Here is a 15,106-nt window from a genome sequence, read left to right as displayed (position 1 = left end):
CGGCGTCGGCGTTGGGCGGCGAACTACTCATAGCGGATCCTCGGGTCGGCCCAGGCCAGCGCCAGGTCGGCCAGCAGGTTGCCGATCATCAAGAGCACCGCCGACATCATCAACAGCGCCATCACCACGTACTGGTCCTTGTTGAGCAGCGAGTCGTAGAGGAAGGGGCCGATGGTGGGGAGGTTGAGCACGATGGAGGCGATGATGGTGCTCGAGATGAGGTTGGGCAGCGAGAGCCCGGCGATGCTGATGAGGGGGTTGATGGCGTTGCGCACCGCGTGCTTCCACAGCACCACCCGCTCCGCCAGCCCCTTCGAGCGGGCCGTGCGCACGTAGTCCTGCGAGAGCACGTCGAGCATGTTGGCCCGCATCTGCCGCATGATGCTGGCCGTGCCGTCGAGCCCGATGACGATAATGGGGATCCAGAGGTGGCCCAGCATGTCCACGACCTTCGCCCAGCTCCACGGCGCGTCGATGTACTGCGGGCTGAAGAGCCCGCCCACGCTGGTGCCCCCGGCGCTCAGCACGGCGAAGATCAGCAGCAGCGCCACCAGGAAGTCGGGGGTGGCGAGGCCGAAGTAGCCGATGAAGTTCGCCAGCGTGGCCCCGAAGCCGTGGCGCCGCAGGGCGGTGTAGATGCCCAGCGGGATGGCGATGACCCAGGTCGCGAAGATGGTGACGAGCGCCAGGAACACCGTCCAGCCCAGCCGCTCCCAGATGAGCTCGGAGACGGGGCGGTTGTTGAGGAAGGAGTAGCCGAAATCGCCGCGCACCACCCCGGCCAGCCAGTTGACGTACTGCACCCACACCGGCTGGTCGAGGAGGTACTGCTGGCGGATGCGCTCGACGGTCTCGCGGGAGACGCGGGGGTCCTCGAGCATGTTCTCCAGAAACCCCCCCGGCTGGAGCTGGATCACGGCGAAGACCAGCACCGAGATCAGGAGCAGGGTGGGGATCGCCACCAAAAAGCGCTTGAAAACGAAGGTCCACATAAAACGAAGGCCGGGGTTCGGGTGCAGGGGTGCGGGTGTGGGGCATGACGCGCCCCACACCCTCTACCCGGTACCCTTACCTCTGGAACATCAGCGGCACGGGGTTGTAGCCGGGGATCACGCCCAGGCTGTAGACGTAGTTGCCGTAGCGGTTGGAGACCGCGCCCGCGGCGTACTCCTTGGCGATCATGATCACCATGGCCTCGCGGGCGAAGATGGCCTGCCAGCGGTCGTACAGCGCCTTGCGCTGGGTGACGTTGGTGGTGCTGGCCGCCTTCTCCCAGATGTCGTAGATCTCCTTCTCCCAGGGCAGGAAGTTGTTGAACTGCGGCGCGCCCTCGGGGGTGGCGGGCTGGGTGGACTGGTGCCAGTAGTACAGCGCCCCGCCCGGCTTCCAGATGGGCGTGCGCAGCTCGGGGTCGGGCTGGTCGCCCAGGCCCAGGATGATCGCCTCCCAGTCCTTGCCGCGCCCGGTGGAGAGCAGGTTGGCGGCCAGGATGCCCTGGAGGTTGACCTTGACCCCGACCTGGCGCAGGTCGTTCTGCAGGATGGTGGCGATGCCGGTGAAGGCGGCGGAGTTGGAGCCGTAGGTCAGGGTGAACTCGAGCGGCTTCCCGCTGGGCAGCAGCCGGATGCCGTCGGGCCCGCGCTTGAGGCCGAGCTTGTCGAGCGCGGCGTTGGCGGCCTTGAGGTCGTAGGTGCCCAGGAGCTTGCGGGTGTCGTAGTACCACTCGCTCACCGGGGCCATGCCGTTGCCCGGCAGCTCGGCCAGGCCGTTGTACACGTCCTCGATGACGCGCTGGCGGTTGACGGCGAACTGGATGGCGCGCCGGAAGTCGGAGTTGCGGAAGAGCCTGGCGAGGTCGGGGTTCTTGGCGTCGAAGTTGAAGGCCAGGTGCGGCGGGGAGCCGAAGAGGGCGCGGAACTGCACCACCTTGAAGGGGGCGCCCTGCACCTCGCGGCGCTTGAGGTCGGGGAACTCGGCGCCGGTGATGTTGATCTGGCCCAGGTTGCCGGCCAGGAACTGCGCCACGCGGGCCTGCGAGTCGGTGATGATGAGGTACTGCAGGCGGTCGAGGTAGGGTAGCGCCGTGCCCTCGGCGTCGCGCTTCCAGTAGTCGGGGTTCTTCACCAGCGTGATCTGCTGCCCGGCGGTGTAGCTCTGCAGGCGGAAGGGCCCGGTGCCCACGACCTCCTGGGGGTTGACGTTGGTGGGCCAGGCGTTGTTGATCTCCGCGGGGGCCTTGCCGCCTTCCTGGCTGAAGGGCAGCAGCTTGTGCTTGGGCATGATCGGCAGGCGCATGTAGTGGATGAAGGCCGGGGCGGGCTTGGGCAGGGTGAAGCGCACCTTGTAGGGGTCGAGCTTCTCGATCTTGACCCCCGCGAAGTTGCCCGCGTCGCCGCCGCGCGCCTCGGGGTTGGCGACGATCTGGCTGTAGGTGAAGACCACGTCGTCGGCGGTGAAGTCGCGCCCGTCGTGCCACTTCACGCCCCGGCGCAGGTTGAAGGTGTAGACCTTGCTCCCCCCGCCGATGCTCCAGGAGACCGCCAGGCCGGGCTCGATCTTGTAGTTGCCCAGGTTGTACTCGATGAGCCCGTCGAACATCTGGTTGGCGAGGGCCTGGATGGCCGAGTCCACGGCCCCGTAGTAGAAGAGGGTCTGCGGGGCGCTGCCCAGCGCGAGGGTCAGGCTGCCCCCCGCCTTACCCGGCGCCACCCCCAGGTTGCCGTAGCCCGTGACGGTCTTGGGCTGGGCCAGGGCGATCGTCCCCAAGGCCAAAAGCCCGGCCAGCCATACTGCCCTTCGTTTGCTCATGCTCACTGCCTCCTTCGGGTCGTTATGTAGACCATTCTAATACCAGTAGCTAACCAAAGCACAAGGGGTCAGCGGGACCCCCATTCTTGGCCTTTAGGGACGGCTTTGCATGAGTCACTCGCCCCGGCCCGCCTCGAGCGCCCCCCGCAAGCTGCCGGCCTCGCCGAGCCGACGCCGGGCCTCCTCCAGGCCCAGCCCCTTGAGCAGCAGCACCGCCAGGCTGACGCGGCCCTGGGCCCGCTCGAGGGCCTGCTGGGCCTCGGCCTGGCCCGCCCCCGTGAGCTCGCGCAGCATCCGCACCCCGCGCTCCCACAGCTTCTTGTTGGTCATCTCCACCTCGACCATGCGGTTGTCGTAGACCCGGCCCAGGCGCACCATGGCCAGGGTGGAGAGCAGGTTGAGGGCCACCTTCTGCGCGGTGCCGGCGGCTAGGCGGGTCGAGCCGGCGATGACCTCGGGGCCGGTGTCGAGGAAGATGGCGTGCTCGGCGGCCTCGAGCAGCGGCGTGCCGGGGTTGTTGGCGACGCCGACGGTGAGGGCCCCCCTCGAGCGGGCCTCGCGTACGGCGGCGACGGTGTAGGGGGTGCGCCCGCTGGCCGCCACCCCGACGAGCGCGTCGGCGGGGGTGAGCTGTGCGGCCGCCGCGCGGCCCGCCGCCTCGTCGTCCTCGGCCCCCTCCACGGCCTGGAACAGGGCCTCGCGCCCCCCGGCCAGCAGGTAGAGCAGCCGCTCCTGCGGCCAGCCGTAGGTGGGCACCAGTTCGGCCCCGTCCTGCACGGCGATGCGCCCGGAGGTCCCGGCCCCGGCGTAGGCCAGGCGGCCGCCGTGTCTCAGGCGCTCGGCCACGGCCAGGGCCGCCGCCTCGAGGGCGGGCCGCGCCGCCCGCACCGCGGCCACCGCGGCCAGTTGCCGGTCGATGAGGGCCTCGAGGACCTCCCCCGGCTCCCAGGTGTCGAGGTCTCGGTAGCGTGAGCTGGCGGATTCGGTGTTCACGTTGTGCTCGCCCTCCATTCGGCGGCGATGGCGTTGCCCACCGCCCGCCGCAACTCGACGACGCCGCTTTCGCGGTGGCGGCTGGGGTGGACGCGGTTGGTCAGCAGCGCCCAGGCGTAGCCGCGCTCGAGGTCGATCCACACCCCGGTCCCGGTGAAGCCGGTGTGCCCTAGGGTGCGCGGGCTGCACAGGCTCCCGCCGCTGAAGCCCGGCTGCCGCAGGACCCAGCCCAGCGCCCGCTCGGGGGTCTGGGGGCGGGCCATCTCCTCCAGCGCCGCGTGCGAGAGCAGGGTGCCGCCCAGGACGGCCTGGGCTCGAGCCAGGACCCCCGCCAGGGTGCCGAAGAGCCCGGCGTGGCCCGCGCCGCCCAGGGCGAAGGCGTTCTCGTCGTGGACCTCGCCGCGCAGCACCCGCCCCCGCCAGGGGCAGCGCTCGGTGGCGACGGAGCTTCCGGCTTCGGGCTTCCAGGTGAGCCCGGCGGGCAGCGGGAATTCGGTGAGGGGCTTGCCGCGCAGGCGCTCGAGCAAGAAGCCCAGCAGGATGTACCCCAGGTCGGAGTACACCGTCGGGCCCGGCTCGCCCACCTCCCAGCGGTGCTGGAGGATCTGCTGCTTGAGCAGCTCGGGGCGGGCGTTCCAGGTGTACATCGGCGCCCAGGCCGGCAGCCCGGCGGTGTGGGTCAAGAGCTGGCGCAGGGTGCGCCTGGGTAGCTGGCTCTCCTGCATCCAGGCCATCTCGGGGAAGAAGCGCGAGAGGGGGTCGTCGAGGTCGGCCAGCCCGTCCTCGACCAGGCGCAGCACCTCGGGCACGGTGAAGAGCACCTTGGTGAGGCTGGCGAGGTCGAAGGCCATGGCGGCCTCGAGCGGGACGGGTTCGGGCTCGAGCTGGGCCCTGCCGTAGACCCAGGCCTCCCCCTCCCCCTCGGCCCGCACGACCCCCAGCGCGGCGCCGGGGATCTGGCCGGATTCGACGGCGGATCGGACAAGTTGGATAGCGTCGGCGAGCATGGTCTTCTAGCGCCCCCTCAGGCGCGGGTCGAGCGCGTCGCGCAGCACGTCGCCCAGCAGGTTGAAGCCCAGCGAGGCGACCAGGATCGCTACTCCCGAGAACACCGAGGTCCAGGGCGAGAGCGTCAGGTAGGCCCGCCCCTCCGAGAGCATCAGGCCCAGCGAGGGGGTGGGGGGCTGGGTGCCCAGGCCCAGGAAGGAGAGCGAGGCCTCCACCAGGATCGCGGTGGACAGCGAGAGCGTGGACTGCACCAGGATCACCGAGGCCAGGTTGGGCAGCAGGTGACGCCCGATGACCCGCAGGGTCGAAGCCCCCAGGGCCTGCGCCGCGTGGACGTACTCGGTCTCGCGCAGCACCAGGGCCGGGCCCCGCACCAGCCGCGCGAAGATCGGGGTGTACACCACCCCGATGGCCAGGGCGGTGTTCCACTGGTTGGCCCCCAGCATGGCGATGATCCCGATGGCCAGCAGGATGATGGGGAAGGCCAGGAACACGTCCATCACCCGCATCACCAGCCGGTCGTAGAGCCCGCCGTAGTAGGCCGACGAGACGCCCAGGAAGCCGCCCACCAGCAGCGCCAGCACCACCGAGACCCCCGCCACGAAGAGCGAGGCCTGGATGCCGTGGAGGATCCTCGAGAGCACGTCCCGTCCGAACTGGTCGGTGCCCAGCCAGTGCTGGGGGCTCGGCCCCGACAGCCGGGCGAGGATGTCCTGCCGCAGCGGGTCGTAGGGCGCGATGAGCGGGGCGAACAGCCCGCCCAGGAGGACCAGCAGCGTGAGGCCGAGGCCCAGCGCCCCCAGCGGGTTGCGCAGGAGGCCTCGAGTCAGGGTCCAGGCGCCGCTCATGCGTACTCCACCCGGGGGTCGAGGTAGGCGTAGGCCAGGTCCACGAGCAGGTTGATGAACACGAAGCCCGCCGTGACCAGCAGGATGGTGCCCTGCACCAGCGGGTAGTTGCGCTCGTTGATGGCCCCCACGATCAGGCGGCCCATCCCCGGCAGGGCGAAGACCTGCTCGACCACGATGGCCCCGCCGAAGAGGTAGCCCGCCTGGATGCCCACCACCGTCACCAGCGGGATCAGCGCGTTGCGCAGGGCGTGTTTGTACATCACCACCCGCTCGGAGAGCCCCTTGGCCCGCGCGGTGCGGACGTAGTCCTGGTTCAGGATGTCGAGCAGCGTCGAGCGCAGGAGCCTCGACAGCCCCGCCAGCAGCGGCAGCGAGAGTGCCAGGACCGGGAAGAGCAGCCGGGCGAAGTGGCCGGCAGGGTCTTCGGCCAGCGGCACGTAGCCGATGGCGGGCCAGCTCGGCCAGAGCTTGAAGGAGAGGTAGATGAACAGCGTCCCCAGCCAGAAGGAGGGCACCGTCACGCCCGCGATGGCCACCAGCCGCACCACGTACTCGGCGGTGGAGTTGCGCCAGTAGGCGGTGAGGATGCCCACGGGGATCGAGAGCACCACCCCCAGCACTAAGGAGAGCAGGGTGAGCTCGAGCGTCAGGGGCAGCCGGGCGAAGATCTCGTCGCGGATGGGGGCTCCCGTCCACACGCTCTCGCCCAGGTCGCCCCGCAGCACCCCGGCGAGCCAGTCCCAGTACTGCACTACCAGCGGCTTGTTCAGCCCCAGCTTCTCCCGCAGGGCCTCGAGGCGGTCCGGGGTGATCTCGGTGTTGGCCCCCAGCATGATCTGCACCGCGTCGCCGGGGATCAGCCGGATCATCAAAAACACCAGCACCGAGACCCCGAAGAGCACCAGCACGAGGTCGAGGAGGCGGCGAACGGTATAGGCGAACATGAGCGTCAGGCGTCGTACGCCTTACGTCTTACGTCCTGCGCCACAGCCGAGGGCGTACGGCGTAAGACGTACGGCGTAGGACAACGTCATTCACCGGGCGAGCCAGGCGTCGCGCAGGTACATCAGCGAGCGGGTAGGGACCGGCTTGAAGCCCTGCACGTTCTCGCGGGCCGCCGAGAAGAGGGTGCCGTAGACCAGGTGGGCGATGGGGCCCTGGCAGGCCAGCCGCACCTGCAGCTCGGTGTAGACCTTGCGGCGGGCGTCCGCCGTGGTGGCGGTGCGGCCCTGCTCGAGCAGCCGGTCCACGCGGGCGTCGGAGTACTTGAAGACGTTGGTCGAGCCGCCGGTGGAGAAGGTGCGGTAGAGGTAGCCGTCGGGGTCGGCGCTGCCGCCGTTGAGCGAGACGAAGGCGTCGAAGTTGGAGTTGCGCCACTCCTGCACGAACTTGCCGAGCTCCAGGATCTCGATCTTGGCGCGGAAGCCGGCGGCGCCGAGCTGGGCCTGCAGGACCTGGGCCGCGTCCACGACGGTCTTCACCGAGCCGAGGACCAGGATGGTGAAGTCCACCCCGCCCGGGTAGCCCGCCTGGCGCAGCAGGTCGCGGGCCTTGGCGGCGCTGGGCTTGTAGCAGGGGAAGGCCGAGGTGGGCGAGGCCCAGCCCTTGAGGCCCGGCGAGAGCGGCCCGCCGGGCACGCCGTTGCCGAAGTACACGGCCTGCACCAGCGCGCTGCGGTCGATGGCGTAGTTGAGGGCCTCGCGCACGCGGGGGTTGTCGAAGGGCTTGCGGCTGACGTTGAGCCCCACCAGGCTGTAGGCGAGGTCCTGGGTGGTGTAGAGCTTGACGCCGGGGGCGTTCTTGAGGGTCACGGCCAGCGAGGGGTCGATGTTGGGCAGGAAGTGGTAGGTGCCGCTGGAGACCCCGATCTGGCGGGTGGCCGCGTCGGGGACGATGTTGAAGCGCAGGGCGTCGAGGTAGGGCCGCCCCTGGCGCCAGTAGCGCGGGTTGCGCTCGAGCTGGATGTAGGTGTCGGGCACCCACTCCTTGAACTGGAAAGGCCCGGTGCCCATCGCCCGGCGCTGCAAATCGCCCCCGCCCGTCACGTACTCCGAGGGCACGATGGAGAGCCCGGCCAGCTCGCTCAGGAAGGGCGAGAAGGGCTGGGAGAGCTCGAAGACCACCTCCTGCGGCCCGGTGGCCCGCACCTCCTTCACCAGGTTGAAGCGGCTGGCGACGGGGGAGCCGGTCTTGGGGTCGCGCACCCGGTTGAAGGTCGCCACCACGTCCTTGGAGTCGAAGGCCTGGCCGTTGTGGAAGGTCACGCCGGAGCGCAGCTTGAAGGTGTAGGTCAACCCGTCGGCGCTCACCTTCCAGGACTCGGCCAGGGCCGGGCGCACCCGCAGGCCCTCGTCCACCTCGGTGAGCCCTTCGTAGATGTTGCCGATCACCACGAAGGTGGCGAAGGCCGTCGCCACGTGGGGGTCGAGGCCCGCCGGGGAGGAGTCCACCGCGATCTGCAGGGTGCCGCCCCGCACCGGGGTCTGCGCCCAGGCCAGGGCACCGACCAACACCAGAATGAGCCATCCTACTCGCCGCATAGGGCCTCCTTTGTGCTGCCGAGCTTCGTACTCCTACGAATCTTATTGGCTCGAGGTTTGGTATTCAAGTGGTATATTACGTGGAAGTGTCCTGGTTTGCGTGGTCGCTGGCGGCGGGCCTGACGAGCGCCCTCAACGTGGGGGCCTCCAAATTCCTGGTCGGGAGTGGGCTCCAGCCGGTGGTGCTGGGCGGGGTGGTGCACTTGTCGGGCGGGCTGCTGTGCCTGCTGGCCCTGCCCTTCACCGACCCGCGGGCCGGCTGGAGCGCCGGGGTGCTGCTGGGCGTGCTGGGAATGGGGGCGGTGTACACCCTGGGCAACGTGCTGTACTTCCTGGCCCTGCGGGCCACCCCGCTCTCCGAGATCGACCTCTTCCTGCGCACCTCCTCGCTGTGGACCTTCGTGGGTGGGGTGGTGCTGCTGGGCGAGCCGCTGGGCGCCTCGAGCGGGCTGGGGGCCGGGCTGGTCGTAGCCTCCGTGCTGGTGCTGTCGCAGCAGACCCCCTCGAGGCTGCGCTTCACCCGCGCCCAGCTCCTGGCGCTCGCGGCCGCCCTCACCTTCGGGCTGGGCAACGTGATCGACAAGTCCCTGAGCCCCTACTTCGACCCCGCCACCTACAGCGCGCTCAACCTCCTGCTCACCGGGGCCGGGATGCTGGCAGCGGCCCGCCCCCGCCTGTCCGAGCTGGCCCAGCCGGTCCTGTGGGGCGCGTGGGCCTGGGTCGTGGCCGCCACCTTCGCCCTCACCCAGGCCCTGCTGATCCTGGCCTACCAGTCCGGGGGCGGGGCCGGGGAGGTGATCCTGGTCGCCCAGGCACGGCTGCTGCTCCTGGTCGCGGCGGGGGTGGTGCTGCTCGGGGAACGCGACCGCCTGGGCCGCAAGCTGCTGGCCGTGGGGCTGATGGTCGCGGGCATCTCCCTGCTCTACCGGGGGTAACTCGAGAAATTGGTAGTCAGGTGGTATATTCATGCCAAGCATGAAACTGCGCCTCGACGGCTCCTCCCACACCCCCCTGTACCTCCAGCTCGAGGCCGCCCTGCGCGAGCGCCTGGCCTCGGGGGAGTGGCGCTCGGGGCAGGCCCTGCCGCCCGAGCGGGAGCTGGCCCAGCAACTCGGGGTCTCGCGCATCACCCTGCGGCGGGCGCTCGAGCGCCTGGAGGACGAGGGCCTGCTGATCCGGCGGCAGGGCAGCGGCACCTATGTCAGCCAGCGGGTCGAGCAGACCCTCACCGCCCTCACCGGCTTCAGCCAGGACATGGCCGCGCGGGGCCTGCGGGCCAGCAGCCGCTGGCTGCAGCGGGGCATCTTCCGCGCCACCCCCGAGGAGGCGCTGGCCTTCGGCCTCTCCCCCACCGCCGAGATCAGCCGCCTCGAGCGCCTGCGCCTGACCGAGGAGGAGCCCATGGCCCTCGAGCTCGCCGCCCTCCCCGTGCGCTACCTGCCCCAGCCCGAGGCGGTGGGCGAGTCGCTCTACGCCTACCTCGACGGCCACGGCCTGCGGCCGGTGCGCGCGCTGCAGCGCCTGCGGGCGGTGGCGGCCCTGCCGCGCATCGCCGAGCTGCTGGGCATCCGCCCCGGCGACCCCGTGCTCTACATCGAGCGCCTGAGCTACCTCCCCGACGGCAACGTGCTCGAGTTCACCCGCAGCCACTACCGCGGTGACCGCTACGACTTCGTGGCCGAGCTCAAGGGCGGGGCGTGAAGGTCCTGGGCCTGATGTCGGGCACCTCGGTGGACGGGGTGGACCTGGTGCTGGCCGAGCTGGAGGGCCGCCCGCCCCGCCTGGAGGATAGTCGCGCAGCGACCGCGGCTACGCCGCGCCTGGAGTGGCAGGTGCTCGAGCACCGCGAGGCCTTCTTCCCCGCCGGGCTGCGCGAGCGGCTGCTCAGGGCCCTGCACGGCGACAGCCTGACCCGCGAGCTCGCCCTGCTGCACCACGAGCTGGGCCGCTTCTACGCCGAGGCAGCCGCCCCCTTCGCCGGCCGCGCCGAGCTCGCCGCCGTCCACGGCCAGACCGTGTGGCACGAACCGCCCCACGCCACCCTCCAGATCGGGGAGGCCGCCTACGTCGCCGAGGCCCTGGGCGTCCCGGTGGCCGCCGACTTCCGCCCCTCCGACCTGGCCCTGGGTGGCGAGGCGGCCCCGCTGGTCCCCTACCCCGATCTCTTGCTCTACGGCGATGCGGGGGTGCGGCGGGCCATCCACAACCTGGGCGGCATCTCCAACCTCACCTACCTGGGCGGCCTCGAGCCCGCCGAACTGCTGGCCTTCGACACCGGCCCCGGCAACTGCCTGCTCGACGAAGCCGCGGCCTGGGTGGGCCTCACCCACGACCCCGGCGGCCAGTTCGCCCAGCAGGGCAGGGTGAACGAGGAAAAGCTCTCGGCCTGGCTCTCCCACCCCTACTTCCAGCGCCCCCCGCCCAAGTCCACCGGGCGGGAGGTCTGGCGGCTGGACCAGCTCGAGACCGAGGGCTTCACCCCCCGCGACCTCCTCGCCACCCTCACCGAGCTCACCGCCCAGAGCATCGCCGACGCCTACCGCCGCTTCGTGCTGCCGCGGGGCCTCGAGGAGGTCTGGGTCGCCGGGGGCGGCGCCTACAACCAAACCCTCATGCGCCGCCTGCGCGAACTCCTGCCCGTCCCCATCCACACCTTCGAAGAACGCGGCCACAACTCCAAGGTCCGCGAAGCCCTGGCCTTCGCCGTCCTGGGCTACCTACGCTTCCTGGGCCTGCCCAACGTGCTCCCCCAGGTCACGGGGGCCAAGTCCGCCGCCGTCGCAGGCAAGCTGCTAGTGCCCGGGGTGAGGTAGGGAAAGCTGTCAGCCGTCAGCGGTCAGCCGTCAGCTCATGGCCCGTGGTTGCCCCTCCCCGTCCCTCCCCACGGGCGGGGCAGGGAATATCCCCCCCAGCCCCCCTAAGGGGGGTGACAAGGCGTCTTGCGTCTTGCGTTTTGCGTCTTGCGTACGACGTACGACGTACGACCCGCGCCCGGCTATCAGCTATGGGCTATGGGCTATGGGCTATCGGCTATCAGCTATCGGCGTTCAGCGTTGGGCGTTCGGCGTTGGGCGTTCAGCGTTGGGCGTTCAGCGTTGAACCCCACCTCCGACCCAGCCCAACAAAAAGTAAGTAGCCTGACCGAACGAACCTGAGTACAATGTATACCATGCCAAGCCTGCGGGAACGGCAAAAACTCCGCCGTCGTGAACGTATTTTCCGTACGGCGGTCAACCTCTTCCGCGAACGGGGTTTCCACCAGACCAGCGCCTCCGAGATCGCCAAGGCCGCACACGTCTCGAGGGGGACCTTCTTCAACTACTACCCCTACAAGGAGGCCGTGCTGCTCGACTACGGGGCGGCCTTGCTGGAGGAGCTGCGGCTGAAGGCCCGCGACGAGCTCGCCAGCGGCGACCCGCCCCTCGACGTGCTGCGCCGCCTTTGGGAGCGGCTGGCCGAGACCAGCGAGAACGAGCGCGAGCTGCTGTCCCCGCTGGCCTACGAGCTGCTCAACCCCGACCCCGCGCGGGCTCGAGCCGCCTTCGAGGCGCTGCCCTTGGGGGCTTTGGTCGGGGAGATCCTCAAGCCGCTGCTCGAGTCGGGCCAGTTGCGCAAGGACCAGTCCCTCGAGCGCATCGCCCGCTCCATCGCCGACGTGTACCTCCTGGCCGCGCTGCGCTGGGCCGCCTACACCCCCAACCGCCGCCTCAAGGACGAGATGATGAAGTTCCTCGAGCTCATGCTCGAGGGCGTCCTGGCGCGGTGAGGGCGGGAAAACGACCCCCCGGGCCACTCGTGCCCGGGGGTGCTTGAGGAGGCTCGTTCCCTGAGCTAGCGGCTCTGGAACTCGAAGGTCCGGGTCAACACCCGGTTGGTCTTAAGGTCAACGTAGGTGAGGTTGCCTTCGACCAGGCCGTTGAACTTCAGGCCCTTGGCCGTCTCGATCTCGGCGGTGAGGGCTTCGGCCTGCTCGAGCTTTTTCTTGAGCTCGAGGTACTGGGGCAGCGTCCAGACCGAGGGCGGGCAGCGCTTGCCGGGGCTGCTCTTGCCCTGGGTGCCGTCGGTGAGGAGGTAGCGGGCCACCTCCACGTCGGTCCGGGGGAAGACCACCGAGACGAACTTGCCCTTCTTGAAGTCGGGGTAGTAAGTGTTGACGACCGCGTCGAGCCGCCCGTTGACGTTGGCGGCACAGGCGTCGAAGTCGGCCTGGAGCGCCCGGACCTGCGAGGGCATGGCCGACGCCGTCACGTTGGGCGCGCAGGCGGACAGGGCCACGGCCCCGACCAGCGAGGCGGTGAGGGTCTTCGCTAAGCGTTCCAACTGCATTTCTCGCTCCTTCCTTGGGTTAATCCCACGAGATGATAAACCGAGGCAGTCCAAATTTCCAGAGTAATTTTGCCGTTGGCGGTTTGTGCATGGGGTTTCGTCATTCCCATTCTTAATTATCCATGAAAACGTTCCACGCTCGGTGCGCGGTAGTATCATTGGCTTGACGACCTCTCCAACTCGACATCCCCAGGCAAAGGTGGAAACCGCGCATTTCCGGAACCCGGCATTGGCCCAAGCTCCGAGGGAGCACCCCTATGGCTGAGATCCAGTTCATCCCGACCCGCAGCCCCACCCGCGGCACCGACCTCACCCCGATGGACCCCCGGCTGCAGCGCCTCATCGCGCTGCGCCAGCGCGGCCTGAGCAAGCCCGCCACCTCCTCGACCCGCAAGGACGAGGTGGCCGTCATCGCCAAGGTCAGCGACCTCGAGGCCTGGCAAAGCCTCTCCGAGGTGACCATGGGCGCGGTGATCGGGGGGCGGGGGCAGGACGGCAGTTGGGTGGTCACGGGGCGCATCCCGGTCTCGAGGATCGAGTTCGTGCGCACCCAGCCCTTCGTACACAGCCTCAAGGCCGCCCAGCGGCTCAGCCGCGAGCTCGCCAGCACCACCGAGGAGATCCTGGCCCGCCCCAACCTGCTGCCCGGCGGCAACAAGGCCCGGGGGGGCCGGGGCGTGGTGGTGGGCATCGTGGACATCGGCTGCGACTTCGCCCACCAGAACTTCCGCACCACCAGCGGGCGCACCCGCATCAGGAGGCTGTGGGACCAGCACGGCGACACCAACAGCCCGCCGGGTTTCAACTACGGCACGCTCTACACCTCCACCGCCATCAACGCCGCGCTCCAGGCCGCCAACCCCTACCAGGCCCTGGGCTACGGCCCCGACCCCTTCGAGGCCGCCCACGGCACCCACGTCATGGACATCGCCGCGGGGAACGGCCGGGGCAGCGGGGTGCCCGGCGTGGCCCCCGGCGCCGACCTGATCTTCGTCGAGATCGCCAGCAGCGACATCCCCTGGCAGGGCAGCGAGGTGGTGGGCAAGAACTTCGGCGACTCCGTGCAACTGCTCGAGGCCCTCGCCTTCATCTTTCAGGCCGCCGGCGGCAAGCCCTGCGTGATCAACGTCAGCCTGGGCACCAACGGCGGCCCCCACGACGGCAGCACCCTGGTGGAGCAGGGCATCGACCGGCTGCTCGAGCAAACCCCAGACCGCGCGGTGGTGATCGCCGCCTCCAACTCCTACGCCGACGGAATCCACGCCGAGGGCACCGTGCCCAAGGGCGGCCGCTACGACCTGCCCTGGATCGTGGGCGAGGGCGACATCACCCAGAACGAGCTCGAGCTGTGGTACCCCGGCGAGGGCCGCCTCAGCGTGGAGATCCTGCAGCCCGACGGCACCAGCTTAGGCAAGGTAGACCCTAACGAGAGCGGCACGGTCTCCAGCGACGGCGAGGTGGTGCTCTTCGTCGCCAACCGGCTGCACGACCCCAACAACGGCGACAACATGATCGGGGTCTTCCTCAACACCGGGGCCCCCACCGGCCGCTGGACCCTGCGCCTGCGCGACGAGGCCGGCCGCAGCACGCCCTTCCACGCCTGGGTCGAGCGCGACGACGCCGGGCAGTCGAGCTTCCCCCCTCCCCACGACGGCACCCACACCATCGGCTCGATCTCCTGCGGCCGGCACACCCTGGTGGTGGGCTCCTACGACGCCCACAAGCCCGCCCTGCCGCTGTCGTGGTTCAGCAGCGCCGGGCCCACCCGCGACGGCCGCCCCAAGCCCGAGGTCTCGGCCCCCGGCCACGACGTGGTGGCCGCCCGCTCGCGCAGCAAGACCGGCACCACCCGCATGTCGGGCACCAGCATGGCCGCCCCGGCCGTCACCGGGGCCGTCGCCCTGCTGCTGGCCGAGGCCAAGGCCCGCAAGAAGAGCCTCGACGTCGGACAGATCCGCCGGGCCGTCATCGAAACCGCCCGCCGCAACCCGCCCCAGGGCAGCGGCTGGCACGACCGCTACGGCAACGGGCGGGTCTCGGCCAGGGACTTAGTGGCCGCCGCGATGTCGGCCGCCCCCATCGCCGCCGCGACCGAGCCCGAGGCCACGCCCGCCCGCAGCACCCGGCGCACGCCCCGGCCTCGAGCCGCCAAGGAGGGGCGCTAGCGGGGAGGATGAAGCCATGCGCCGGCGCAAGCTCGAGCCCACCAAACAGCAGCTCAGCTCCCTCCCCCCCGAGCCCCGCGAGAAGACCCGGGGCCTGGAAGGCGGGCAGCCGATGGCCGTGATCGTCAAGGTCAAGGAACCCGGCTACGTTCCCGAAGGCTTCCGGGTACGCAGCCGCATCGACGCCTGCCTCTTCACCGCCGACGCCACACCACAAGGCCTCGAGGCCGCCGAACACGACCCCCGGGTAGAATCCATCGCCGCCGCCGAGCGGCTCGAGCCCCCGCGTTAGGGCTCGCGAGGGAGAGCGGTCGGCTGTCAGCGGTAAGCCCGTGGCGTGTTGCCTGTGGTTCGCCCCTCCCCTTCCCTCCCCCCCCCCCCCCCCCCCCCCCCCCCCCCCCCGCGCCCCCCCCCC

14 protein-coding genes are annotated in these 15,106 nt (G+C 70.2%); 6 read left to right on the top strand and 8 right to left on the bottom strand.

Annotated features, from left to right (window positions below):
* Positions 1 to 23 precede the first annotated feature (23 nt).
* The 7 genes from MEICH_RS0119755 to MEICH_RS0119725 form a co-directional block, all read right to left on the bottom strand.
* Positions 24 to 992, bottom strand: coding sequence for an ABC transporter permease (locus MEICH_RS0119755; protein WP_027894026.1), 969 nt, complete (start codon positions 990 to 992; stop codon positions 24 to 26).
* A gap of 76 nt (positions 993 to 1,068) precedes the next feature.
* Positions 1,069 to 2,808 carry an ABC transporter substrate-binding protein gene (locus tag MEICH_RS0119750; RefSeq protein WP_027894025.1) on the bottom strand — a complete coding sequence of 580 codons (1,740 nt, stop codon included), beginning with the start codon at positions 2,806 to 2,808 and terminating at the stop codon, positions 1,069 to 1,071.
* Positions 2,809 to 2,922: 114 nt separating this feature from the next.
* On the bottom strand, positions 2,923 to 3,801 hold the full coding sequence (locus MEICH_RS0119745; RefSeq protein ID WP_027894024.1) for an N-acetylmuramic acid 6-phosphate etherase: 879 nt from the start codon (positions 3,799 to 3,801) through the stop codon (positions 2,923 to 2,925).
* Entirely contained in the window at positions 3,798 to 4,808 is a 1,011-nt protein-coding gene (locus MEICH_RS0119740) for a serine hydrolase domain-containing protein (RefSeq protein ID WP_027894023.1), read from the bottom strand. The genes MEICH_RS0119745 and MEICH_RS0119740 overlap by 4 nt, the downstream gene beginning before the upstream one ends.
* Before the next feature lie 6 nt (positions 4,809 to 4,814).
* Positions 4,815 to 5,657 carry an ABC transporter permease gene (locus MEICH_RS0119735; protein ID WP_027894022.1) on the bottom strand — a complete coding sequence of 281 codons (843 nt, stop codon included), beginning with the start codon at positions 5,655 to 5,657 and terminating at the stop codon, positions 4,815 to 4,817.
* The gene (locus MEICH_RS0119730; protein WP_027894021.1) at positions 5,654 to 6,604 is read right to left on the bottom strand and encodes an ABC transporter permease; all 951 of its coding nucleotides are present in this window, start codon (positions 6,602 to 6,604) and stop codon (positions 5,654 to 5,656) included. The genes MEICH_RS0119735 and MEICH_RS0119730 overlap by 4 nt, the downstream gene beginning before the upstream one ends.
* Positions 6,605 to 6,694: 90 nt before the next feature.
* Complete coding sequence (locus tag MEICH_RS0119725; RefSeq protein WP_027894020.1) at positions 6,695 to 8,200, bottom strand: ABC transporter substrate-binding protein; 1,506 nt, start codon at positions 8,198 to 8,200, stop codon at positions 6,695 to 6,697.
* Positions 8,201 to 8,286: 86 nt separating this feature from the next.
* On the opposite strand from MEICH_RS0119725, the gene MEICH_RS0119720 reads away from it, so the two are divergent.
* From MEICH_RS0119720 to MEICH_RS0119705, 4 genes are all read left to right on the top strand, one after another.
* The gene (locus tag MEICH_RS0119720; RefSeq protein ID WP_027894019.1) at positions 8,287 to 9,135 is read left to right on the top strand and encodes a DMT family transporter; all 849 of its coding nucleotides are present in this window, start codon (positions 8,287 to 8,289) and stop codon (positions 9,133 to 9,135) included.
* Positions 9,136 to 9,175: 40 nt separating this feature from the next.
* Positions 9,176 to 9,901, top strand: a complete 726-nt coding sequence (locus tag MEICH_RS0119715) for a GntR family transcriptional regulator (RefSeq protein WP_027894018.1) — start codon at positions 9,176 to 9,178, stop codon at positions 9,899 to 9,901.
* Complete coding sequence (locus MEICH_RS0119710) at positions 9,898 to 11,013, top strand: anhydro-N-acetylmuramic acid kinase (RefSeq protein ID WP_027894017.1); 1,116 nt, start codon at positions 9,898 to 9,900, stop codon at positions 11,011 to 11,013. The genes MEICH_RS0119715 and MEICH_RS0119710 overlap by 4 nt, the downstream gene beginning before the upstream one ends.
* A gap of 356 nt (positions 11,014 to 11,369) precedes the next feature.
* Complete coding sequence (locus tag MEICH_RS0119705; protein ID WP_027894016.1) at positions 11,370 to 11,966, top strand: TetR/AcrR family transcriptional regulator; 597 nt, start codon at positions 11,370 to 11,372, stop codon at positions 11,964 to 11,966.
* A 65-nt stretch (positions 11,967 to 12,031) separates the two neighbouring features.
* On the opposite strand, the gene MEICH_RS0119700 is transcribed toward MEICH_RS0119705, so the two are convergent.
* Positions 12,032 to 12,526 (bottom strand): hypothetical protein, encoded by a 495-nt coding sequence (locus MEICH_RS0119700; RefSeq protein ID WP_027894015.1) that lies wholly within the window; start codon positions 12,524 to 12,526, stop codon positions 12,032 to 12,034.
* Positions 12,527 to 12,783: 257 nt separating this feature from the next.
* Here MEICH_RS0119700 and MEICH_RS26215 point away from each other — a divergent pair, with 257 nt between their 5' ends.
* Positions 12,784 to 14,691 carry a S8 family peptidase gene (locus tag MEICH_RS26215; protein ID WP_084542441.1) on the top strand — a complete coding sequence of 636 codons (1,908 nt, stop codon included), beginning with the start codon at positions 12,784 to 12,786 and terminating at the stop codon, positions 14,689 to 14,691.
* Positions 14,692 to 14,707: 16 nt separating this feature from the next.
* A complete protein-coding gene (locus tag MEICH_RS26210) occupies positions 14,708 to 14,983 on the top strand; it encodes a hypothetical protein (protein ID WP_051304373.1) in 276 nt (91 codons plus the stop codon).
* Positions 14,984 to 15,106: the final 123 nt, after the last annotated feature.

Source organism: Calidithermus chliarophilus DSM 9957, from assembly GCF_000430045.1.
Lineage (GTDB): Bacteria > Deinococcota > Deinococci > Deinococcales > Thermaceae > Calidithermus > Calidithermus chliarophilus.
The sequence above is the reverse complement of the archived record's forward strand: the minus strand, read 5'-3'. Positions and strand labels throughout refer to the sequence as shown.

Bases quoted from the DNA above. Each gene is read 5' to 3' on its own strand.
- MEICH_RS0119725 (WP_027894020.1), bottom strand. From the start codon at position 8,200: ATGCGGCGAGTAGGATGGCTCATTCTGGTGTTGGTCGGTGCCCTGGCC.
- MEICH_RS0119740 (WP_027894023.1), bottom strand. From the start codon at position 4,808: ATGCTCGCCGACGCTATCCAACTTGTCCGATCCGCCGTCGAATCCGGC.
- MEICH_RS26210 (WP_051304373.1), top strand. From the start codon at position 14,708: ATGCGCCGGCGCAAGCTCGAGCCCACCAAACAGCAGCTCAGCTCCCTC.
- MEICH_RS0119700 (WP_027894015.1), bottom strand. From the start codon at position 12,526: ATGCAGTTGGAACGCTTAGCGAAGACCCTCACCGCCTCGCTGGTCGGG.
- MEICH_RS0119715 (WP_027894018.1), top strand. From the start codon at position 9,176: ATGAAACTGCGCCTCGACGGCTCCTCCCACACCCCCCTGTACCTCCAG.
- MEICH_RS0119755 (WP_027894026.1), bottom strand. From the start codon at position 992: ATGTGGACCTTCGTTTTCAAGCGCTTTTTGGTGGCGATCCCCACCCTG.
- MEICH_RS26215 (WP_084542441.1), top strand. From the start codon at position 12,784: ATGGCTGAGATCCAGTTCATCCCGACCCGCAGCCCCACCCGCGGCACC.
- MEICH_RS0119750 (WP_027894025.1), bottom strand. From the start codon at position 2,808: ATGAGCAAACGAAGGGCAGTATGGCTGGCCGGGCTTTTGGCCTTGGGG.
- MEICH_RS0119705 (WP_027894016.1), top strand. From the start codon at position 11,370: ATGCCAAGCCTGCGGGAACGGCAAAAACTCCGCCGTCGTGAACGTATT.
- MEICH_RS0119735 (WP_027894022.1), bottom strand. From the start codon at position 5,657: ATGAGCGGCGCCTGGACCCTGACTCGAGGCCTCCTGCGCAACCCGCTG.
- MEICH_RS0119730 (WP_027894021.1), bottom strand. From the start codon at position 6,604: ATGTTCGCCTATACCGTTCGCCGCCTCCTCGACCTCGTGCTGGTGCTC.